22 protein-coding genes are annotated in these 23,742 nt (G+C 34.9%); 18 read left to right on the forward strand and 4 right to left on the reverse strand.

Annotated elements, in window-relative coordinates:
• Positions 1 to 3 precede the first annotated feature (3 nt).
• The 12 genes from A9G32_RS09250 (at position 4) to grxB (ending at position 7,923) form a co-directional block, all read left to right on the forward strand.
• Positions 4 to 837 carry a DUF6708 domain-containing protein gene (locus A9G32_RS09250; RefSeq protein ID WP_065590888.1) on the forward strand — a complete coding sequence of 278 codons (834 nt, stop codon included), beginning with the start codon at positions 4 to 6 and terminating at the stop codon, positions 835 to 837.
• A gap of 17 nt (positions 838 to 854) precedes the next feature.
• A complete protein-coding gene (locus A9G32_RS13415; protein ID WP_255306798.1) occupies positions 855 to 977 on the forward strand; it encodes a hypothetical protein in 123 nt (40 codons plus the stop codon).
• A gap of 17 nt (positions 978 to 994) precedes the next feature.
• Complete coding sequence (locus A9G32_RS09255; protein WP_065590887.1) at positions 995 to 1,825, forward strand: DUF6708 domain-containing protein; 831 nt, start codon at positions 995 to 997, stop codon at positions 1,823 to 1,825.
• 17 nt (positions 1,826 to 1,842) lie between these two features.
• Complete coding sequence (locus A9G32_RS13420) at positions 1,843 to 1,965, forward strand: hypothetical protein (protein ID WP_255306798.1); 123 nt, start codon at positions 1,843 to 1,845, stop codon at positions 1,963 to 1,965.
• A 16-nt stretch (positions 1,966 to 1,981) separates the two neighbouring features.
• On the forward strand, positions 1,982 to 2,806 hold the full coding sequence (locus A9G32_RS09260; protein WP_065639575.1) for a DUF6708 domain-containing protein: 825 nt from the start codon (positions 1,982 to 1,984) through the stop codon (positions 2,804 to 2,806).
• Positions 2,807 to 2,809: 3 nt separating this feature from the next.
• Complete coding sequence (locus A9G32_RS09265; RefSeq protein WP_065590885.1) at positions 2,810 to 3,640, forward strand: DUF6708 domain-containing protein; 831 nt, start codon at positions 2,810 to 2,812, stop codon at positions 3,638 to 3,640.
• A gap of 13 nt (positions 3,641 to 3,653) precedes the next feature.
• Entirely contained in the window at positions 3,654 to 3,776 is a 123-nt protein-coding gene (locus A9G32_RS13425; protein WP_255306828.1) for a hypothetical protein, read from the forward strand.
• 16 nt (positions 3,777 to 3,792) lie between these two features.
• Positions 3,793 to 4,650 (forward strand): DUF6708 domain-containing protein, encoded by an 858-nt coding sequence (locus tag A9G32_RS09270; RefSeq protein WP_065639573.1) that lies wholly within the window; start codon positions 3,793 to 3,795, stop codon positions 4,648 to 4,650.
• The gene (locus A9G32_RS09275; RefSeq protein ID WP_065589363.1) at positions 4,647 to 4,919 is read left to right on the forward strand and encodes a PAAR domain-containing protein; all 273 of its coding nucleotides are present in this window, start codon (positions 4,647 to 4,649) and stop codon (positions 4,917 to 4,919) included. The genes A9G32_RS09270 and A9G32_RS09275 overlap by 4 nt, the downstream gene beginning before the upstream one ends.
• A complete protein-coding gene (locus tag A9G32_RS09280; protein ID WP_065589364.1) occupies positions 4,919 to 6,133 on the forward strand; it encodes a hypothetical protein in 1,215 nt (404 codons plus the stop codon). The genes A9G32_RS09275 and A9G32_RS09280 overlap by 1 nt, the downstream gene beginning before the upstream one ends.
• Positions 6,134 to 6,649: 516 nt before the next feature.
• Complete coding sequence (locus A9G32_RS09285; protein ID WP_065589365.1) at positions 6,650 to 7,276, forward strand: Pr6Pr family membrane protein; 627 nt, start codon at positions 6,650 to 6,652, stop codon at positions 7,274 to 7,276.
• Positions 7,273 to 7,923 carry a glutaredoxin 2 gene (gene grxB / locus A9G32_RS09290; protein ID WP_065589366.1) on the forward strand — a complete coding sequence of 217 codons (651 nt, stop codon included), beginning with the start codon at positions 7,273 to 7,275 and terminating at the stop codon, positions 7,921 to 7,923. The genes A9G32_RS09285 and grxB overlap by 4 nt, the downstream gene beginning before the upstream one ends.
• A 115-nt stretch (positions 7,924 to 8,038) precedes the next feature.
• Here grxB and A9G32_RS09295 read toward each other — a convergent pair whose 3' ends face one another.
• The gene (locus A9G32_RS09295) at positions 8,039 to 9,079 is read right to left on the reverse strand and encodes a tagatose 1,6-diphosphate aldolase (RefSeq protein WP_065560449.1); all 1,041 of its coding nucleotides are present in this window, start codon (positions 9,077 to 9,079) and stop codon (positions 8,039 to 8,041) included.
• Positions 9,080 to 9,318: 239 nt separating this feature from the next.
• Between A9G32_RS09295 and A9G32_RS09300 the strand changes: the two genes are divergently transcribed.
• From A9G32_RS09300 to A9G32_RS09315, 4 genes are all read left to right on the forward strand, one after another.
• Positions 9,319 to 10,635: an MFS transporter gene (locus A9G32_RS09300; protein ID WP_065589367.1), complete on the forward strand. Its 1,317-nt coding sequence runs from the start codon at positions 9,319 to 9,321 to the stop codon at positions 10,633 to 10,635.
• Positions 10,636 to 10,938: 303 nt separating this feature from the next.
• Positions 10,939 to 11,973, forward strand: a complete 1,035-nt coding sequence (gene adhP / locus A9G32_RS09305) for an alcohol dehydrogenase AdhP (RefSeq protein WP_065589368.1) — start codon at positions 10,939 to 10,941, stop codon at positions 11,971 to 11,973.
• Positions 11,974 to 12,157: 184 nt separating this feature from the next.
• The gene (locus A9G32_RS09310) at positions 12,158 to 13,609 is read left to right on the forward strand and encodes an APC family permease (RefSeq protein ID WP_065589369.1); all 1,452 of its coding nucleotides are present in this window, start codon (positions 12,158 to 12,160) and stop codon (positions 13,607 to 13,609) included.
• A gap of 270 nt (positions 13,610 to 13,879) precedes the next feature.
• Positions 13,880 to 14,434: an IS30 family transposase gene (locus A9G32_RS09315; protein WP_255306792.1), complete on the forward strand. Its 555-nt coding sequence runs from the start codon at positions 13,880 to 13,882 to the stop codon at positions 14,432 to 14,434.
• A gap of 185 nt (positions 14,435 to 14,619) precedes the next feature.
• Here A9G32_RS09315 and A9G32_RS09320 read toward each other — a convergent pair whose 3' ends face one another.
• The 3 genes from A9G32_RS09320 to gltB form a co-directional block, all read right to left on the reverse strand.
• Entirely contained in the window at positions 14,620 to 14,907 is a 288-nt protein-coding gene (locus A9G32_RS09320) for an NINE protein (RefSeq protein ID WP_065589371.1), read from the reverse strand.
• Between the two features lie 357 nt (positions 14,908 to 15,264).
• The gene (locus tag A9G32_RS09325) at positions 15,265 to 16,677 is read right to left on the reverse strand and encodes an FAD-dependent oxidoreductase (RefSeq protein ID WP_065589372.1); all 1,413 of its coding nucleotides are present in this window, start codon (positions 16,675 to 16,677) and stop codon (positions 15,265 to 15,267) included.
• 13 nt (positions 16,678 to 16,690) lie between these two features.
• On the reverse strand, positions 16,691 to 21,148 hold the full coding sequence (gene gltB, locus A9G32_RS09330) for a glutamate synthase large subunit (protein ID WP_065589373.1): 4,458 nt from the start codon (positions 21,146 to 21,148) through the stop codon (positions 16,691 to 16,693).
• Positions 21,149 to 21,433: 285 nt separating this feature from the next.
• Here gltB and A9G32_RS09335 point away from each other — a divergent pair, with 285 nt between their 5' ends.
• Entirely contained in the window at positions 21,434 to 22,960 is a 1,527-nt protein-coding gene (locus tag A9G32_RS09335) for a fused MFS/spermidine synthase (protein WP_065589374.1), read from the forward strand.
• A gap of 10 nt (positions 22,961 to 22,970) precedes the next feature.
• Positions 22,971 to 23,588: an MFS transporter gene (locus A9G32_RS09340; RefSeq protein WP_034915183.1), complete on the forward strand. Its 618-nt coding sequence runs from the start codon at positions 22,971 to 22,973 to the stop codon at positions 23,586 to 23,588.
• Positions 23,589 to 23,742: the final 154 nt, after the last annotated feature.

The following is a 23,742-nucleotide window of genomic DNA, read 5'->3' on the forward strand; positions in this document are numbered from 1 at the left end:
ATAATGCCATCCAAATATCAACCGCAAGTCTCATGTTGGCGCGAAGATTTATACAAAGGGGTTTATACAACAAAATTACATTTAAGTAATAATAAAAAATTACGTTATGCTAATGATGATTATTGTGAATTTTCAAGACGATTAACAGGGTGGGGGAAAATTGGTCGTTTAATCACAATGATTTGTCTAGGTTTGACGATGTGTATGATTTTATTTGTATTGTATATGGTAATACCTGGTATAGTTGAGGATAAAATAATAAATAAACTTATATATATACCAAGTTGTATTGTATTTATTTATATTGCTTATATTTTAATTCAGTTTTTTTTCTATCTGCTATATGCCCCCGAAGATTGTCCTATCCGTTTAAACCGAAAAACAGGTAAGGTTTATATTTATGATCATTTTTTATTGTATTTTGGATCATGGGCTACCTTTACTCGTTCGCCCTTTAGAACTAAAGAGATAACCGTTAAAGAGTTTAATTGGGCAGATATCCAAGGGGTAATGAGTTCAATTTCGGCACCGCTTGCCAGTGGTGGTACGGCCAGAACTTACCGTATTGAATGTGTGGTATGTAAACCTAATACTACTAGTGTAATTGACCACTTTATTTTTTGTACAGATAGCAGTTTAAGCTATAACGAATGGATGTGGATAAATAGCTATATGGCGTTTTCGGATAATAATTTGGATAGGGAGTTGATGCCAGAAGATGAGTTTACATGGCCAATCAAAGTCAACTGGCCAGAAGAAATCGACAAAAAATCCAAAGCCAGCTCGCTTGAAGAGTATCAACAAATAGATGCCGAGTATAAAAAAATTAAGGAATAAATAATCTCCAAAGTACCGTGGTAATAGACCAAAAAGTGGCTGAATTAAGGGTAAAAGCGAAAAAAGTGATTGGCATTTTGCACTATTGGCAAGGTAAAGACGCCAAATCGCCACTACGCATTGAACATATTATCAATTAAAAAAGGAGAACGTAATAATGCCATCCAAATATCAACCGCAAGTTTCCGCATGGCGCGAGGATTTGCATAAAGGAATATATACAACAAAATTACATTTAAGTAATAATAAAAAACTACGTTATGCTAATGATGATTATTGTGAATTTTCAAGAAGATTACCTGTTATGCAATATTTTCTTCGTTGCATAACAGTAATCTTCTCTTTAATATTTGTTGTATCTATAATATTAGGAATATTATTTATTATTTATATTATTACTAAACTAAATGAAGGTAGGTCTATATTTATACTTTGCACTTTTTTAATAATATTGTCATTTCAACTTTTTCTTCAGATGTTTTTGAATATTTGTTTTGCTCCTGAAGATTGTCCCATTCGTTTAAATAGAAAAACAGGTAAGGTTTATATTTATGACCATTTCCTATTATATTTTGGTTCATTAAGAACGTTTATTCGCTCGCCCTTTAGAGCTAAAGAGATAACGGTTAAAGAGTTTAATTGGGCAGATATTCAAGGGTGTATGACCTCAGTATCAGTTCCTCTTGCTAGTGGCGGAATGGTTAGAAGCTATCGTCTAGAATGTGTGGTATGCGAGCCTAATACCACTAAAGTGATTGACCACTTTCTACTAGCAGCCTATAGCAGTTTAAACTATTACGAATGGATGTGGATAAATAGCTATATGGCGTTTTCGGATAATAATTTGGATAGGGAGTTGATGCCAGAAGATGAGTTTACATGGCCAATCAAAGTCAACTGGCCAGAAGAAATCGACAAAAAATCCAAAGCCAGCTCGCTTGAAGAGTATCAACAAATAGATGCCGAGTATAAAAAAATTAAGGAATAAATAATCTCCAAAGTACCGTGGTAATAGACCAAAAAGTTGCCGAATTAAGGGTAAAAGCCAAAAAAGTGATTGGCATATTACATTACTGGCAAGGTAAAGACGCCAAATCGCCACTACGCATTGAACATATTATCAATTAAAAAGGAGAACGTAATAATGCCATCCAAATATCAACCGCAAGTTTCCGCATGGCGCGAGGATTTGCATAAATGGGTATATACAACAAAATTACATTTAAGTAATAATAAAAAATTACGTTATGCTAATGATGATTATTGTGAGTTTTCACGGCGTTCAATGGGTTTAGGATATTTTTCTCGTTGGATAACTATTATTTGTTTATCAATACTCATTTTACTATCAGTTTTTGTATTATATATCGTAATTCCACATATTCCTGTTAGCACGCATAAAGCTTTGGTTATACCTAGCTGCGTTTTAGTATTATTTATGTTTTACCTTCTTACTCAATTTTTTTTCTATTTGTCATATGCTCCTGAAGATTGCCCAATACGTTTTAATCGTAAAACAGGTAAAGTTTATATTTATGACCATTTTATTTTATATTTTGGGTCGTGGGCAACTTTCACTCGCTCACCTTTAAAAGTAAAAGAAATTACGGTTAAAGAGTTTAATTGGGCAGATATTCAAGGTTGTATGACCTCAGTATCAGTTCCTCTTGCTAGTGGCGGAATGGTTAGAAGCTATCGTCTAGAATGTGTGGTATGTGAGCCTAATACCACTAAAGTGATTGACCACTTTCTGTTGACTGCTGGTAGCCCAAGCTATGACGAATGGATGTGGATAAATAACTATATGGCCTTTTCGGATAATAATTTGGATGGGGAATTGATGCCAGAAGAAGAGTTTACATGGCCAATCAAAGTCAACTGGCCAGAAGAAATTGACAAAAAATCCAAAGCTAGCTCACTTGAAGAGTATCAGAAAATAGATGCCGAGTATAAAAAAATTAAGGAATAAATAATGCCATCTAAATATCAACCGCAAGTGTCATGTTGGCGCGAAGATTTATACAAAGGGGTTTATACAACCCGCCATTATTTAAGTAATAATAAAAAATTACGTTATGCTAATGATGATTATTGTGAATTTTCTCGGCGAACAATAGGATGGGAGTGGGTTCCACGTTGGGTTACTATTATTTGTTTAATAATGCTTATTTTATTGTCGTTTTTTGCAGTATATATTGCATTTTATGATATTACTTTTGAAACTGAAAAAAAGCTTATATTTATACCTTTTGGGCTATTATTCCTTTATCTAATATATTTCTTCTTACAGTTTGTTTTCTATCTATTCTATGCTCCCGAGGATTGCCCAATCCGTTTTAATCGTAAAACAGGTAAAGTTTATATTTATGACCATTTTCTTTTATATTTTGGTTCGTTAGAAACATTTACTCGCTCACCATTTAGAGTGAAAGAGATAACAATGAAAGAGTTTGATTGGGCAGATATTCAAGGAGTCATGACGTCAGTATCGGCACCGATTTATGGTGGTGGTATGGTCAGAAGTTACCGCATAGAGTGTGTGGTATGTGAGCCCAATACCACTAATGTAATTGACCACTTTACTTTTTGTATGGATAGCAGTTTAAGTTACGATGAGTGGATGTGGGTGAATAGTTTTATGGCATTTTCGGATAAAAACCTAGATACCGAACAGATGCCAGATGAATATGAGTGGTCGGTAAAAATCAATTGGTCCGAAGAACTCGACAAAAAATCCAAAGCTAGCTCGCTTGAAGAGTATCAGAAAATAGATGCTGAGTATAAAAAATTAGGGAATAAATAATCTCCAAAGTACCGTGGCGATAGACCAAAAAGTTGCCGAATTAAGGGTAAAAGCGAAAAAAGTGATTGGCATATTACATTACTGGCAAGGTAAAGACGCCAAATCGCCACTACGCATGGAACATATTATCAATTAAAAAGGAGAACGTAATAATGCCATCCAAATATCAACCGCAAGTTTCCGCATGGCGACAGGATTTGCATAAATGGGTATATACAACAAAATTACATTTAAGTAATAATAAAAAATTACGTTATGCTAATGATGATTATTGTGAATTTTCTCGTCATATAACAGGAATGGGATATTTTATTAGAATTATTTTTATTTTAGCTCTCTTTGTAATTAACTTGATGTGTATTGCTTTTGTATTTATTACAAGTTTGGTTATTATTTATTTTCAAGATTTAAGAATTCTAGCTATTTTTATTGAATTTCTAATGATATTCCTTCTTTATATTTCCTTTCAAATGTTTTTGCATTATTTATATGCTCCTGAAGATTGCCCAATCCGTTTTAATCGTAAAACAGGTAAAGTTTATATTTATGATCATTTTATTTTATATTTTGGGTCGTGGGCAACTTTCACTCGCTCACCTTTAAAAGTAAAAGAAATTACGGTTAAAGAGTTTAATTGGGCAGATATTCAAGGTTGTATGACCTCAGTATCAGTTCCTCTTGCTAGTGGCGGAATGGTTAGAAACTATCGTCTAGAATGTGTGGTATGTGAGCCTAATACCACTAAAGTGATTGACCACTTTCTGTTGACTGCTGGTAGCCCAAGCTATGACGAATGGATGTGGATAAATAACTATATGGCCTTTTCGGATAATAATTTGGATGGGGAATTGATGCCAGAAGAAGAGTTTACATGGCCAATCAAAGTCAACTGGCCAGAAGAAATTGACAAAAAATCCAAAGCTAGCTCGCTTGAAGAGTATCAGAAAATAGATGCACAATATCAAAAGGTGGAAATTAATAATATAAAAAATAAAGGAAATGAAACATGAGTAAATTACGCGGAGTTATTCGGTTAGGCGATTTGACAGATCATGGTGGAAAAGTCATTACTGCTTCATCGACAATGACAGTTTTAGGCAAACCCGTTGTTCGAGTGGGGGATTTAGTCAGTTGTCCAATAAAAGGCCATGGAATTAATCCTATTATTGAGGGCGAATCAACTTTTTCCGATCAAGGTAAGCAAGTCGCTTTAGATGGTCATAAAAGCAGTTGCGGTTGTTCTTTAATCTCATCATTATCCGAGGTAGGAAAAAGCTAATGTCTATCGATTTAACATTACTGCCAGCTCCGTTGTCTGATGCTAAAAAAATGAATTTTTGGTTCTGGGGTGTTTTGCTTATTGTGTTTATTTTGCTTGGTTGTATTATTACTGTTACACTCAGCTTTTTTTATGACATATCAGATATCCTTTTTATTTCAGGCCTTTTTGCCTTTCCTTTTGTTTTTTGGCTGTTTATATTTTTATATGGTGTTTATCTCTATGGTAATCGTCTAGCTTATATTGAACAGTGGAATTTATGCATAGAAAAGCGTAAACAAAAACTAATTCATTATGGGCAAAGAGGATTATATGTTTTAGGCTTTTCACTTATTACAGAACAGGGCGAAACAAGAAATGCCGCCGCTATTGTTAATAATGATTTTCTTATTACAAGTAAATTACACCTTAATAGTGGCATTGTTATTCCCCATACGACTTTATCTGTGATTGATGGTATGAAATCTGAAAGCTTTGATGAGCGTTTAAAGGCCATTTTTACTCGTTTTGAAAAAGAATACAAAGCTAAATTTGCAACTGCGTTAACACAATCAAATTTGCATGTTAGGTTATTTATTGATGTTGAAGTTTCAAACGATAAAATAAAGGCATTATGGATGGAAACATTGGGAAAAAGAATTTGTCATCCTGCTAGCTTTGAAATTGAAGATCCCAGCCATTCATCTACATTTATAGAAACATGGTTAGACGATAGTGATCATGATGATGAGTTGCTTTTGGTGATTAATACACATCTGTTTTCTGCTCCAATTAAAGACGAAGGTGAGTTTGCGTCAATGCTAGTTCTAGCAGGGGAAAACGTAAATAGAGCGCCATTTTTTCCTACTGCTAATTCGCCATTAATAAAAGTTTATCGTAGTGAACAAAAAACGGAATTCACGCAAACTATTGAACATGCTTTATTGTGGGGTAGTGCCGATGATAACCAGTATGGCGGGGTTTGGTATAGCGGTATTTTGTCAGATTTTAAAAATGAAATTATGCACCACTTTAATCGAATTCAGTTTGAAGCAAAAAATCATTTTAATATCGATAATTCAATTGGTTATGCTGGTTATTGTTCGTATTGGTTAGCATTAGTATTAGCCATTGAAAATGTATCTATAAAAAAAGATAAACAATTGGTCATGGTAGGTAAAACACCACTTACCGCTTCGGTTGTGTCATGTTTGCAAGAAAATAACACTGATTAAGCGTTAAGGTAATATATATAGCTATGTCAAATTTTTGATTTTTATTTGTATTTTCACCGTGATAACGTTAAGGCATCTTATAGAATATGATATCCTTTAATCCTCCCGACTTATTTGGCAGAATTTGAACAGCCTTATAAAGGGAGGGATGTATTACTTATTAAATGAGACATTTAATAAAATATCGCACTGAAAATTAAAACTAAAGATTAAGCCTTACTCAAAAATTGGACAAATGCTGCCATTGGTATAGTTAAAAATTATAGAATAAACGACTATGATGAAAAAATTTGGCGTCGAGTTTAAACAACAATTGATTAATCATTTAATTACCTATTTATTTTTATATCACTCAGTAGACATTAGTTAGTATGTTTTAGTTGAATTGCATTTTATTTATATATTAAAAACTGATTATTTTAAATTATTTGCATTAATTTAAAATAATCAGTTAACTTTTTGCTTTTATACTGTTTGGTATATACTGATGTACTGTTTTATCTATATTTATTTTTTATGCTAAAGCGAAGTATTAATCTTTTTATAGCACTGTTTGCTATCACAATTATTGCCATGGAAACTTATATTTATTGGCATACAAAGTTTCGTCCTTGGCAACCAGAATCTTCCATAGGTCGATTAATTTATTATTATAGCTTTTTTACGGTGTTATCAAATTTGATGCTGGCATTAAGTTGTTTGTGGCTATCTGTTAACCCCAATTGTAATCGATATAGTTTTAAAGTTATTCGCTTAAATGGTTTGGCTGGTGTGATTATAACGGCTATTGTGTATAATTTAGTGTTAAGAGGTATCCATACCCCGCCTAATGTATTAATGAAAATCACTAACGAAAGTTTACATGCTGTTATACCTGCTTTGGGTTTATTAAGTTGGCTGATTTGGGGGCCATTTAGACGCATCAACGTTCATGTCATTATAGGATCAATATTATCAATGCTATCTTACGGCATTTATATTTTTGTCCGAGGTTATTATACTAATCAATATCCATACCCTTTTATTAATGTTGTACGAATCGGTTATCCCAAAGCTTTGTATGCTTCAAGTATTGTTTTTTTATTATTTTTGGGGTTAGTTTTTTTATTATGGGCGGTTGAACGCTTAAGGAAGCGAAAATGAAACTGTATATTTATGAGCATTGCCCTTTTTGTGTTAGGGCTAGAATGATTTTTGGTCTAAAAAATATACCGGTTGAAAAACAGGTATTATTGAGTGATGATTTTCAATCGCCAGAGCGTATGATTGGTGAAAAAATGGTGCCTATTTTACAAAAAGATGATGGTAGCTATATGCCTGAAAGTTTAGACATTGTTGATTATGTTGATAACAATTATGGCGATAAACCCATTTTAACAGGTCCTAGATCGTCAGATATCACAGATTTAATAAAACAGTTGCAACAATATGATTATAAGTTAGTGTGTCCACGTTATATAAAACTAGGTTTAGCTGAGTTTGCGACACAAAGTGCTATCGATTCTTTTGTTAATAGTAAATCAAAAAAAATGGGATCGTTTGATGAATGTTTGATGCAAACGGATTCATTAGTGTCTGCCGTATCTGCTATATTAAATAAACTTGAGTTATTTATTGTGTCACCAGATGCATGTAATGGACAATTATCTTTAGATGATATCTGTTTGTTTCCAGTTTTACGGAATTTGACGTGTGTTAAAAGCTTAACTTTTTCATCTAAAATTAAGGATTACCTACAATCAATGGCTAAATTTAGTAAAGTTGATCTATTTTTTGATAAAGCTATTTAATGATTAAAAATGCGGATCTTGCTATTTTTGTTTGATATTAAATCATGGTTCTAGAGCGAGGTATTAAAAAGAACAGGAAAAATAGGAATAAACCTGTTCTTTTTTGTTTTAGCAATTAATTACCTAATTTAACATCAATCACTTCAATATTATCTTTACCGCCATAGATATCGTACCAAGGTGTTGCATATTGTTTTAATATCTTATTGAGATGTTCAACATTTTCACGACCAGTTTGATCTAGCCAAAGTTTTAAACCTTCTTTACCTCCATTAGCATAGGCCGCAACACCTTCAAACCATGTTGCTCTACCTCCAAGGATGCCGCTATATTTAGCGCCATTTTCACCTGCAAAAATAAGTTCTTGGTGGAAGGTTTTTGTTGGTACGCCAGCACTTAAATAGATAAAAGGACGGGTTGCTACTTCACTTGCTTGTTTAAAATAGTCAGCAGCTTGTTTTTGTGTGTAAACAACTACATTGTTGTCGTTAAAACCTTCTACATTCTTAAACAATACGGGAACTTCGACTTTTAAAATATCAATATAATACTGTTCTTTAGTAAACTCTTTTATTGTATTGATGACTTTTTGAGGTTTAATTTTTGCAAATTCAGGACTTTTATCATCGGTTATCACATTGTCATATACAATCGGTTCAACAAATACAGGAATATCAGCGGCTCTAGCTTCATTGCCTAAACGTTCTAAAAAAGCATGTTTTTTGTCTAAAATATCTTGAGGATCATCCGGATTATAATAAACCAATACTTTTGCGGCATCGGCACCTTTTTTTATTAGGCGTTGTAATGAATCCTCAGGCAAAATATCGGGTAATCGTCCTGGAGTACTAGCATCATACCCTGTTTTTTCGTATGACATGATTAATCCAGCATTGCTATTTTTAGCTGCCATGCCTTTAAAACCATATTCTTCATCTAACAATATTGCACTAACATATTTAGTTAATTCTTGAGAGACAAGTTCTTTAAATTCATACACCATATCGATATGATAACGATCTTTCCCCACAGCAGATTCCATCATTTTAACCATTGAACCGCGTTGATCAATCGCTAATGCTGCAATAATGCCATCTTGGTTTGATAACTGCTGCATACGTGTAAATTTACCACGAGAAATACATTTTTTAGCCATTTTATAGCTCTCCGTTTAGTAAGATGTATTATTGTAGTTTTTTTATTTGGTTGTTTATTAATCATTTGTGCTAGTTTTAACGATATGCATAATTTTAATAAATTCAATTGTTATATAGTGGCATTATGATTGAGTTAAATTATTACTTAATTTGTTATCTTCTTTTAAAAGATTAAGTGTTAGAGTATAGTAGTTAAAAATATTAAACTGTTTGTAAACAATAATTTACAAGGATGAACATGCACAAAGTACTCCATACACCAACAAGAACTTTAAATGCTCAGGATTATAAAACGTTGTCGCTTTCTGCATTAGGTGGAGCATTAGAATTTTATGATTTTATTATTTTTGTCTTTTTTTCTATAACCATTAGTCACCTTTTTTTCCCGAATGATATGCCTGATTGGCTGAGCCAAGTACAGACCTTTGGTATTTTTGCTGCTGGATATTTAATACGCCCATTGGGTGGAATCGTTATGGCCCACTTTGGGGATCGATTTGGTCGCAAAAGGATGTTCACGCTAAGTATACTGCTTATGGCATTACCAACACTATTTATAGGTTGTTTACCTACGTATATTAATATTGGTATTTTTGCACCTTTATTGTTACTGCTTATGCGATTATGTCAAGGCCTAGCTGTAGGAGGAGAAGTTCCTGGCGCTTGGACTTTTGTATCTGAGCATGTACCGAAAAATAAAATTGGATTGGCATGTGGAATATTGACAAGCGGATTGAGCCTAGGTATTTTGCTCGGTTCGTTAGTTTCAACGGCCATGAATAAGTGCTTATCTTCGGAACAACTTATTGATTGGGGATGGCGCATACCATTTATAGTTGGCGGTGTCTTTGGATTGATAGCAATGTATTTACGTCGTTGGTTAAAAGAAACACCAATTTTTCTGGAAATGCAAAATCGTAAACAACAAGAATTAGCTAAAAAAATACCAGTGCTCACTGTATTAACGGGGTATTTACCTCAAACTATTTTATCTATGCTACTCACTTGGGTGTTGTCTGCTGGTATTATGGTTATTATGCTAATGACACCAATTTTATTACAAAAGCAATTTGGTTATTCAGCGATAGATGCGTTGCAAGGAAATATATTAGCTATCATTGGACTAATTATAAGTTGTACATTTTATGGAATGATGATGGATAAATTTGCTATGGGGAAAGTGATGTTAATAGGTTGTGTTATTGCAACTATTGTTATTGCTATTTTTTATCTATCATTAGATAACCCACATCTTTTATTTATTACTTATTCTTTAGCAGGTTTTAGTGTTGGTATTGTAGGCTCTTTTGCTTATTTTATGGTGAGAGTGTTTCCTACCCAAATTCGTTATAGTGGTGTATCATTTTCATTTAACATGGCTTACGCTATTGCGGGCGGATTAACACCTCTGTTGATCTCCTTTTTGAGTGATTTTGTTAGCAAAATGGCACCAGCTATTTATGTTATTGGATTATTTGGATTTGGTGCATTGATTGGATTATATTTATTTATTAAGGATAACAGTCAAAAGTATATAGCTAAAGATATTGCATAATAAATGCTGACCATAGAATTTTAATTATTATTTAATAATATGTTGAAATGGAAAGTATAAGAATTTATTCTTACTTTCCATTTACCTGACCTACCTTATATTCAAACCAGCCAGATTTATTTATTTAAACGATATATCCAACTTATTTTGTTAAAAAGTTTCAGGAAAGACTACGTTTTAGTATAGTTTATTAAGTAATCAATGCTATTTAATAAAATTGTGAAATAACTCAAATTTTTTAAGTGGGATTAGGTTAAAATAAAACCAATGATATTTTAATTTTAAAATTTCCTAGGAGAAAAAATGAAAGCAGCAGTTATTAAGCAAGAGTGCGATGGTAAAGTCGAAATCAAAGATATTCCTATTCGTTCTTTAGAAGCAGGAGAGGCCTTAGTTGATGTTGAATATTGTGGCCTTTGTCATACTGATCTTCATGTTGCAGCTGGCGATTTTGGTAAAAAACCAGGTCGTATTATTGGACATGAAGGTGTAGGAATTGTGATTAAAGTTGCCCCAGATGTAAAAAGCTTAAAAGTTGGTGATCGGGTTAGTATTGCTTGGTTCCATGCTGGTTGTGGTACTTGTGAATATTGTATCTCTGGGCAAGAAACGTTTTGTCGTAATGCATTAAACTCTGGATATACTGTTGATGGAGGCATGGCAGAGCAGTGCATTGTTAAAGCTGATTATGCGGTTAAAGTGCCAGAAGGGCTCGATCCAGCACAAGCAACAAGTGTAACTTGTGCTGGTGTGACTACCTATAAAGGTATTAAAGTGGCTGCTACTAAACCAGGACAATGGCTTGCAGTATTTGGGATTGGCGGTTTGGGAACACTTGCTGTCGAATATGGTAAAAAAGTGTTTAATAATAAAGTGGTTGCTATTAGTAACAGCGATAGCCAATTAGAATTATGTAAAACACTAGGTGCTGATTTGGTCGTTAATCCTAAAAAAGTTGAGGATGTGGGCGTTTATATTAAAGAACACACTGGAGGAGGAGTGCACGGTGCTGTTGTAACTTCTGTGACTAAAACAGCATTCAATCAGGCCATCAATTCAGTGCGACCTTTAGGGCGTGTGGTCGCCTTAGGCTTGCCTTCAGAAAATATGGATTTAAGTATTCCTAAAACCGTGTTAGATGGTATTCAAGTTTTAGGTTCATTGGTTGGAACTCGTGAAGATTTAGCAGAAGCATTTCAGTTTAGTGCAGAAGGAAAGGTCGTGCCGATAGTTGAAAAAAGACCGTTGGAAGATATCAATGATATGATCGACGAAATGAAAGCAGGTAAAATTCGAGGTCGTATGGTTGTTGATATGAAAATGCAGAAGTCTAAATAAATTAACCTTATTTGTAATTCAAAAAGCTGGCTATATGCTGGCTTTTTTATAAATCAAAAAATTATTTATTTGATTTATCTAAGTTTTTATGTAGATAATGTTAATCTTTTCTTGTGTTTTATAAATAAATCCCTATCATAATCAGATTTTGCTAATTAATTTTATATGTTTCAAGAGGAACTTCATGGCAGATCATAATTTAGAGAATAATTTGCGCAAGGATCTTGGTTTAGTTTCTGCATTATCACTAGTCGTTGGAATGGTTTTAGGTGCAGGAGCTTTTATGAAACCTCCTGCTGTGTTAGAAGTTGCTGGTGATTATAATTTTGCGTTGCTAGCTTGGGTAATAGGTGGTGTATTTTCTATTTGTGGTGGTTTAACTCTTTGTGAACTAGGAGTCATGTTTCCTCGAACTGGTGGAATGTTAGTATATTTAGAAAAAATCTATGGTGCGAAAGTTTCTCACCTTTATGGTTGGATGATAACTGTCTTATTTGCGCCTTCACTTATTGGAGCACTAGTCGGATATTTTAGCTCAGTATTTTGCTTATTATTTCATATCAATGATGCTTATCGAATGGCTGTGAGTGCTGGCGTTTTAGTGTTTATTGCAACAATCAATGCAGTAGGTGTTAAAAAAGCAGGTTATTTGCAAACTGTTGCCACTATATGCAAACTTATTCCAATACTATTATTAGCTATATTTGGATTATGGAAAGGTAGTGGACAAGTGGTATTGTTCAGTGCTAGTGGGCAAGGGATTGAAAGCTATGCGCCTTTCGCTGTCGCTATTTTAGCTACGTTATTTGCGTATGACGGTTGGGCGCAGGTCGCATCGGTAGCTGGTGAAATTCGTAATCCGTCGAAAGTTTTACCCCGAGCCATAATTTTAGGCATAATCTTCCTTGTTATAGTTTATGCCTGTATTAATATTGCATTATTCAAAATTTTTCCTGTTAAAGAAATGGTATCACTAGGACATGATACTTCAGCGGTTGCTTCACAGCGGATGTTTGGGCATTTTGGTGGTAATTTAGTTGCAGTTGGTATTATGATTTCCATCTTAGGCGGCATTAATGGCTATATTATGACGCTATCTCGCACAATTTTTAGTATGGGAGAACGAGGGACTATCATTGGTGCACGTTATTTAAGTACTATTGATGAAGAAAGTCGCTCACCAATTAATGCGATTATCGTTTTAGTTATTTTTTCTTTCCTTTATTCAGTGTTACTCGATGCTGATCGTCTATCTGAAATATCGATGTTTTCCATATGGGTATTTTATTTATTAACTTTCATTGGTGTAATAATTGCTCGAAGAAAATACCCGAATGTGACTAGAACTTATAAAGTAATTGGTTATCCGATTATTCCTATCATCGCTATGTTAGGTGCAATATATGTTATTTACGGAATGTTAATTTATCAAACCGTAAATGGTATAGCTTCAATAGTGGTCACCTTAATTGGTTTGCCTGTGTATTACTATTATCATATAAGAAATAAAAATAAGGAGCTATCACTTGGCGAAATGAAAAAATATGATACTAGCACTAAATATATGATTGTTAAGGTTTCAATAAGTATCATTTTGGGATTAATTGTTTATGGTTATATCGTTAGTGGCAAATGATAAGAATAGTTAATTATTAATTTAAATTCTAAAATCAACACAATAAATAGACCGGCTAATGTCGGTTTATTTTTTTAATAAAAAGTTAAATATAATTTGAAACCAAGCTATAAATATCCTGAATTCAAACATGAAGTGCAATTTTAAACACGGTGGAGTGAAGAAAGTAGAAAGGCGATTTATACTAGCACCTTCGCACCACCACAGTTTGGAGATTGCTATGTATTATAATCACCTTTCTAGGAAGGAAAGATACCAGATTTTCGTATTATTACAAGCAAAGAAGGAGACCGCCGTTATAAACGGTCAATTAAACAACGTCCAAGTTATGTAGAAAGCCGGAAAACGCGAGGACATTGGGAGGGCGATACGATTATTAGCCGTAAAGACAAGCAAGCATTGGTGACATTAGTTGAACGCAAAACAGAGCTAGTATTAATTGGGCGCCTCAATCAACGTACCGCCTCCGAAACGAGAGATATGATAATAAAATTGCTAACGCCGTTTAAAAAAATGGTTAAAAGCATCACCTTTGATAATGGAACCGAATTTAATTATCATCATGCTATTGAGTATTATTTAAACACTACCGTATACTTTGCGGAGCCTTATAAAAGCTGGCAAAGAGGCACAAATGAAAACACCAATGGCTTAATACGTCAGTTTATACCTAAGTCAGCGGCCATTTCATTAGTTGATGACGAACAGATAAAGAAAATACAATATCTATTGAACACACGCCCAAGAAAACGGCATAAGTTTAAAAGCCCTGCCGATTTTTATTCTAAGGAGTTAAGAAGAATTGCACTTCATGGTGTAATCTAGGTTTTGAGTTAATATGTAGCGTAATCAACAAATATTTAGTGATGCAAAAGATAGAAAATAAAAGCTCAAATGCTTTATTAATTTTTATAATACCTTTAAACCCCATAAAGTGATTTTAGGGAAAAACGCCTTATGAGTTTTAAAGGATTATTTTAATCATGAAATGTAAATAGCCTTTTTACATACTATGAATTTTTTTCATTTATAGCCTGTGTTGATGGTTCAGTGTGGCAAGCGTTATTAATTTGAATTGAAATATTATTTGGTGACAGATTATATTTACTTTTGTAGATACAGTTAGCATAGTCAACCATACCGCTAGTTAGAAATAGGTCTAAAAACCATCCAATACCTAATAAACCAGCAGTAAAAAACCAAATGAAGCCTGTAATCCATTTTCCACAGTACATGCGATGGGCTCCCCACACTCCAAGAAAGAACCATAATAAATATGCAACACCTTTACTTTTCATAATATCTCCGTTTTATAATTAACTTATGTTTTTATTAATAATTAATGCTTTTTACAAATATTATTCATACCTGATGCAGTAGATAATTGATGTAACGTTAATTTTTTAGTGTAACTATAATATTAAAGGCGCCGATTCTACTGTTTTTTTATTTATTATGCAAATAGAAGAAGCATATAATATTACAACAAGTTAGCTCTATTTTGTTGAAATGAATGCTAATGAGTAATAAGTATCTGTTAGATTAAATTTGAGCTACTAAAATTAAAGATAAAAACTCGAATTATTAAAAACCCGCTGTTTTAAAGCGGGCTTGTTTTTTATTTAAAGTAATTTTTATTTAAAGCAAGATAGTCGCTAAATCTCTAAGTAATCTAAGATACCTTCAGCCGCTTTGCGACCTTCGCTAATGGCAGTGACAACTAGATCAGAACCACGAACAGCATCGCCACCAGCAAAGATTTTTGGATTGGTGGTTTGGTAGCTGTTAGCTTCGGGTGCGATGATTTTGCCTTGTGGGTCAAATTCGACACCATGCTGAGCAAGCCAAGGCATGGCATGTGGTTTGAATCCAAAAGCCATAATTACTGCATCGGCAGGAAGAATAAATTCAGAACCTTCGATAATTACTGGCGAGCGTCGTCCTTTTGCATCTGGCTCGCCGAGTTCTGTCCTTACCATTTTTATGCCTGTTACTTGTCCTGTACTGTTAATTTCAATGCTGAGAGGTTGTACGTTAAATTGGAACTGTGCGCCTTCTTCTTTGGCGTTTTTGACTTCTCGTTTTGAGCCCGGCATGTTGGCTTCGTCTCGGCGATAAGCACAAGTAACTTCAGTTGCACCTTGACGAATAGATGTTCGTACACAGTCCATTGCAGTATCACCACCACCTAATACCACAACACGTTTGTTTTTCATGTCAATGTATGGGGTATCTTGGGTTTGCGCATGTTTCATTATGTGTTTAGTGTTGGCAATTAAAAATGGTAAGGCATCATAAACGCCGTTGGCATCTTCGTTTTGAAGACCCGCTCGCATTGATTGATAAGTTCCAGCACCCACAAAAACCGCATCAAATTCGTTGATTAAGTCGGTTAATTGTACCGTTTTACCGACCTCAGTATTTAGACGGAACTCAATGCCCATTTCAGTAAAAATATGTCTTCGGTTGATTAATACTTCTTTATCAAGTTTAAACGCTGGGATGCCAAAGGTGAGTAGTCCACCAATTTCAGGGTGACGGTCAAACACTACTGGCGTTACGCCATTGCGGACTAAGACATCGGCACAAGCAAGGCCAGCAGGACCAGCACCAATAACTGCAACTTTCAATCCTGTTTTTTCGACGTTTGATAAATTAGGTTTCCAACCCATTCTAAAGGCTTCATCAGTAATATAACGCTCTATATTACCTATGGTAACTGCGCCAAATTCAGCATTTAAAGTACAAGAGCCTTCGCAAAGGCGATCTTGTGGGCAAACTCGACCGCAAACTTCAGGCAGGCTGTTGGTTTGATGTGAGAGTTCAACCGCTTCTAATATTTTGCCTTCATTAACCAGTTTTAACCAATTGGGTATATAGTTATGCACAGGGCATTTCCATTCACAATATGGGTTGCCACAAGCAAGGCAACGATCAGCCTGCGCTTGTGATTGTGGAGCAGAAAATCCTTCATAAATTTCAACAAATTCAATTTTGCGAATGTTTAACGATTTTTTAGGCGGATCAACACGTTGTAAATCGATAAATTGATAAACATTTTGGCTCATTTTCGTGTTCTCCTTACTGTGCTTGAATACGTAATTCTGCTGATGAGCGACTGCGGTGCCCAAGTAGCGCTGTTACATCACTCGATTTTGGTTTGACTAATACAAATTGTTTTGAATAATCATCCCAATTAGCCAAAATTTCTTCTGCGCGTGATGAATGGGTAAGTTGAGCGTGCTCCATTATTAAACCACGTAAATGTTCTTCGTGAATTGAGTAATCAGCAACATTCAATAGTTCCACTAACTCTTTATTTATGCGTTTATGGAAATCACTATCTTCATCTAAAATATAAGCAAAACCACCTGTCATACCTGCACCAAAGTTAACTCCTGTTTTGCCTAATACGCAGACAATACCGCCTGTCATATATTCACAGCCATTGTCTCCAATGCCTTCAACAACACTAATTGCACCAGAATTACGTACCGCAAATCGTTCTCCAGCACGTCCAGCGGCAAAGAGTTTTCCTCCAGTTGCACCATATAAGCAGGTATTACCGGCAATGGTTGCTTCATGGCTTAAAAATGCTGAGCCTTGCGGTGGTCGAATCACAATACGACCGCCAGCCATGCCTTTACCAACATAATCATTGGCATCGCCTGTGAGTGTTAAATCCACACCTCCAGCGTTCCAAACACCAAAACTTTGACCCGCAGTGCCGTTAAAGTTAAGCGAAATAGGATCAGCAACAAGACCTTGGTCACCATATTTTTTGGCAATATAGCCAGATAAACTAGTACCCACAGAGCGATCAGTATTTTGTATATCAAAATAGAGGCTTTGGCTTTGGCGATTATCAACAAATTGTTGTGCTTGTGTGATGATCTCTTTATTTAGCACACCTTTATCAAATGGTTTATTGTCTTCAATACAATAAACTGGTTTGCCATCAATAGGTTTTGCTGTTTCGAGCAGTCCTGATAGGTCAAGTTTTTGTTGTTTTGCTGTGATGCCATCAAGTTCTAATAACAGATCGGTGCGTCCTATCAAATCGACGATACGACTGACACCTAGCTCGGCCATAATTTCTCGCGTGTTACGCGCAATAAAGCGGAAATAGTTTATCGCCTTTTCTGGCAGGCCATGATAATGTTCGCTACGCAGTTTTTCGTCTTGCGTTGCAACACCCGTTGCACAGTTATTAAGGTGGCAAATACGCAGATATTTACAACCTAAGGCAACCATTGGTCCTGTTCCAAATCCAAAACTCTCAGCACCTAAAATAGCTGCTTTGACAATATCAGTGCCCGTTTTTAAACCACCGTCTACTTGTAAACGTATTTTGTGACGTAACCCATTGGCGACTAATGATTGCTGAGTTTCAACCAACCCTAATTCCCATGGAGAACCAGCATATTTGACTGAAGTTAATGGGCTGGCGCCTGTTCCACCATCATAGCCTGAAATGGTAATTAAGTCGGCATAGGCTTTAGCAACTCCAGTTGCGATTGTGCCAACGCCTGGCTCTGATACTAATTTAACCGAAATCATGGCATTAGGGTTAATCTGTTTTAGGTCAAATATTAATTGTGCCAAATCCTCAATCGAGTAAATGTCGTGATGAGGTGGTGGTGAAATAAGTGTGACACCCGGTACAGAAAAACGCAATTTAGCAATATATGGTGTGACTTTGTCACCAGGTAACTGACCACCTTCCCCCGGTTTTGCTCCTTGTGCTACTTTGATTTGAATAACATCGGCACTCATTAAGTAACTTGGTGTTACACCAAAACGACCTGATGCAACTTGTTTTATGCGTGATACTTTTATGGTGTTGTAGCGAGCTGGATCTTCACCTCCTTCGCCTGAATTTGAAAAACCACCGAGCGTGTTCATTGCTTCGGCAAGGGATTCATGTGCTTCAGGGCTTAGCGCACCAATTGACATTGCTGCCGAGTCAAAGCGTTTGAACAGTGATTCTTCTGGTTCGACTTGATCAAGTGGAATAGCTGCGTTTTCAGGTGGATTGAGCTTTAATAAATCACGCAAGGTGGCAATAGGGCGGTTGTTGACGATATCGGCATAGCGTTTGTAATCTTCATAATTGCCATTATTGACCGCTTTTTGTAGTGACTGTACTACATCAGGATTATAAGCATGATATTCACCACCATGAACATATTTAAGTAACCCACCTTGTTCTAATGGTTTTCTTTTCAGCCATGCACTTTTTGATAAGTTAAATTGATCTTGTGCAAAATCATCAAAATTGGCACCATTAATACGGTTAGTAACTCCTTGGAAACAAAGTTCAACAACCTCTTTATTTAAACCAACTGCTTCAAATAGTTTTGAACAGCGGTAAGAGGCGACGGTTGAAATGCCCATTTTTGACATAATTTTATATAAGCCTTTGTTAATTCCATTACGATAATTAAGAATGGCTTCACGGTAAGATTTTTTTATTGTGCTATTATCGATCATTTGGCCTAAGATTTCGTAGGCTAAATAAGGGTAAATTGCGGTTGCACCAAAACCAAGAAGTACCGCAAATTGATGTGGATCACGGCAGCCTGCGGTTTCGACAATGATATTAGCATCGCAACGTAAGTTTTTTTCAACTAAGCGTTGCTGAACAGCTCCAACTGCCATAGGCGCAGGAATTGGTAAGCGATCAGGTGCTATATTTTTATCTGATAAAATCAATAATACCGTGCCATTGCGAACTTTTGCTTCAGCATCACCACATAATTGTTCAATGGCATCGCGCAGGCTACCATCGATTTCATAAGTGATATCTAAGGATTCTGATTTGTAATAACGTGATTCTAATGCTGTTAATTGTTTAAAATCTGAATAGACCAAAACAGGGGATTTGAACGCAACACGATGCGCCTGACCTTCTGCTTCGGCAAACACGTTCATTTCACGACCAATACTAGTTGAAAGTGACATAACGTGTGATTCGCGTAGTGGGTCGATAGGCGGATTTGTTACCTGAGCAAATTTTTGACGAAAATAATCATAAATTGAGCGAGGCCTTGTTGATAGTACCGCAAATGGTGTGTCATCGCCCATTGAGCCGGTGGCTTCTTGACCGTTTTCACCTAGCACTCGAATACATTGGTCTAGCTCTTCAGCACTATAACCAAATTGTTTTTGATAAGTTGCTAGCAAGATATCGTCATAATATCGAGAGCCAATGTTATCATCAGTTAGGTTTTCAAAAGGGATCAGTCTTTTAACATTTTTTTCCATCCATTCTTTATATGGATGACGTTTTTGTAAATCGTTGTCTGTTTCAGACGATTGTAAAATGCGACCTTCTTCAGTGTCTATAACTAGCAATTCACCTGGACCAACGCGTCCTTTAGTGACGACTTCGTCAGGTTGATAATCCCAAATACCGATTTCGGATGCACAGGTAATGAGTTTGTCTGTCGTTATTACATAACGTGCAGGACGTAATCCGTTACGGTCTAAGTTACATGCGGCATAACGACCGTCAGACATTACAATACCGGCAGGACCATCCCAAGGTTCCATATGCATTGAGTTGAAGTCAAAAAAAGCACGCAGATCTTCGTTCATGTCAGGATTATTTTGCCATGCAGGTGGAACCAATAAGCGCATGGCTCGTACAATATCCATTCCTCCTACAAGAAATAGCTCAAGCATGTTATCTAATGAACTTGAATCAGAACCTGTGACATTAACAAAAGGTGCCGCATCTTGTAAGTCCGGAATGAGTGGCGTTTTAAATTTATAGGAACGTGCTTGTGCCCATTGTCTATTACCTTCAATAGTGTTGATTTCACCATTATGAGCTAAATGCCGAAAAGGTTGCGCTAATGGCCAACGAGGAACAGTATTGGTTGAAAAACGTTGATGAAATAAACAAATTGCTGTTTCCATTCGGATGTCAGCCAAATCTAGATAGAATCGAGGTAAATCTTTAGGCATACATAAGCCTTTATAGATATTGACCTGATTTGAGAAGCTACAAACGTAAAATGTATCGTCTTGTACCCGTTTTTCAATTCGACGGCGCACCATGTATAGGCGGCGTTCTAGATCAATTTTTGTCCATCCGGCGGGTGCATTAACAAAAACTTGTTCAATTTTAGGCAATGATGATAGGGCAATTTCACCAAGCACACTTTTATCAATTGGTACTTCACGCCAACCTAAAATAGATAAGGTTTCATTGGCTAATTCTTCTTCGACAATATCGCGGCTAATTTGAGCTTCTTTTTCATCTTGGCTCAAAAACAACATACCAACGGCATAATTACTTGCTAAACGCCAGCCCGCATCTTGTGCCACTAATCTAAAAAATCGATCGGGTTTTTGTAATAAAAGTCCACAGCCATCACCAGTTTTACCGTCTGATAAAATAGCACCACGGTGTTGCATTCTGGCAAGTCCGTGAATTGCAGTACGCACCACTTTATGACTTGGTTGTCCTTCAATGTGAGCAATTAAACCAAATCCACAGTTATCTTTTTCATGATGCTGGTTATATAACATATCATTGCCTCTAATTCATCGTTTTATAATTTAAGAAGGAATAGGCTTTAATTCCATATTGCGTGTGAAGTTAATCAAAAATTAGTTTTTGGTCAAATAAATATTATTTATAAGTCGATCTTCCAAATATAGCGTTATTAATAAAGCTAATGGCGGTTTGTATTACGTTTATATCTAGTTGTATTTGATGCAAAATGAATAATTGTCTAAAATATTAGCAATTAATTATATATTAACTATAATTAGCTTAAATAATAATAGTTAGTTAGGAGTAGGAAAATCACTATGAAATATTTTGCTTGGTGCATTTCGCTTTTAGTTGGATTGATGAGCTTAGGTCAAGAAATGCTATGGTTTAGAATCGTTAGCTTTATGTTTGGTGGTGCTTCTTATGCTTTTGCTCTTGTACTGTTCTTTTTTCTATTAGGTATCACTTTTGGATCAAATCAAGGTAAATCAATTTGTACACGCTATTCGAATCTACTATTGGTCGGAGGAGTGGTTTTAATTCTTGCTGGTTTTATTGATATATTAATTCCATTTATTATTCAAAACATAAATCAACCAAATAGTTTAAGTCTATGCAAAGGTATATGTTGTATTTTGATATTTGTCGTTGCAGCTTTAAAAGCAATATTATTTCCAATTGTGCACCATTTAGGGACGAATATAGCCAATGGAAAAGTAGGGGCTTCAGTTTCTAAAGTCTATTTCTTTAATATTATTGGCTCGACACTGGGTAGTTTATTAATTGGTGGTGTTCTCCTTGATTATATTTCTATTTCATCAATGTTTATTCTAATAGGTATTGTTTGTATCTTATTAGGTGGCTTGATGATAATTAAAAAATCGGCAGTTTCTATTTCTGTCTTTGCTGTACTTGGTATTTGTTGCTTTTGTTTAGTCGATAAACACACTGATTATATTTTCAGAGATAGCTTAGGAAAAGACTCTTCTATCAGTTATTATATTGAAAATCGCTATGGTGTAATTCATATCGCCGATGACAATAAGAATGGACTGAAAAATATTGTATTAGGAAACCGAATGTATGATGGCATTTTAAATATAGATCCAGATAATGATATAAATGACTTAAATCGACTTTATCTATTAGCGGCAACCCATCCAAATCCTAAAAAAGTGCTGGTTATTGGTGTTAGTGGTGGGGCTTGGACACATGCTCTATCAAGTTTCCCTACATTAGAAACGATTGACGCCATTGAAATTAATAAAGGTTACTTGGATATTATTAAACAATACCCAGTTGTTTCTCCAATACTAGATGATCATCGAATTAATATCTATATTGATGACGGTCGACGTTGGCTTAAACGAAATAGTGATAAAAAGTATGATTTAATTATTATGAATACTACTTACCATTGGCGTTCAGGAATAACCAATCTATTATCGCAAGAAATGATGAATATATTACATAATTCATTAAATCCTAATGGTATTTTGGCATTTAATAGTACTCGTTCGCTAGATACATTAAAAACGGCACAATCGGTATTTAAACATGCTTATTGGGGCACTATGGGCTTTATTTATGCCTCGGATTCAGAGATTAACATTGATGACAATGTTGCTAAAAATCGCCTTGATAAGTTGGTTTTAGATGGCAAACCGTTGTTTAATGAAGTGTCTAAACAACTGAAAAACGGTGCTTATCAAAAAACATTAGCAACCAAACTGTTAAGTCTAGATGAAGTTGAAAAGCTTTATAACTTAGGACGAGATACGGAAATTATTACCGATAGTAATATGATAACTGAATATAAATATGGTTTTTTGAGAAATAATTAAGGACGCTTTTATGTTAAGTAAGAAACAATCACTACTATTAAGCACGCTATTTTTTATTTCTGGAATGAGTGGCTTAACTTATCAAGTTGCTTGGCAACGAGCTCTTTATTCGGCTTTTGGTTCTGATGTTGATTCTGTGGCAATCATTGTATCGGCATTTATGTTAGGACTTGGTTTAGGTGCTCTTGGAGGAGGGAAAATTGTTGATAAATACCCAAATAAAGCACTACAGTTTTTTTGTTTTAGTGAATTTGGAATTGGTTTATTTGGAATAATTAGTTATCAACTTATTTTATTCGTCGGTGATATCTTTATTGTTTACAATTTAATTGTTGTTGCAATTGTTAATTTCTTATTGGTGCTTATTCCAGCCCTTTTGATGGGAGCAACACTTCCAATTTTAATTACTTATATAGCACAGTTTTGGAAAAATATTGGTCAAACAACTGGACATCTTTATGCGATTAATACTTTTGGTGCGGCAATTGGTGCAATTTTGACAGGATTTATTTTATTTAACTATTTTGCTCTTAATGTTGTAACGATATTTGCTGCACTAGGAAATTTTGTTGTTGCTATATCTGCTTATCTATTTTTTAATAAAATGCGAATAAAAAAGAGCGGATAAGAAGATAGAATAGTACTATAAAGATATTAAAAATGATAAATCGGTGATAGTTGTCGCTGGTTTATCAATATATTATTAAAATCAATTAGTTAATTATTTTAATAATACAAGCTTTTTACTACTAATTAAGTTTAAATAAGTAATAAAGATTATT

This window comes from Gilliamella sp. Gris3-2 (assembly GCF_001690345.1).
GTDB classification, from domain to species: domain Bacteria; phylum Pseudomonadota; class Gammaproteobacteria; order Enterobacterales; family Orbaceae; genus Gilliamella; species Gilliamella bombi.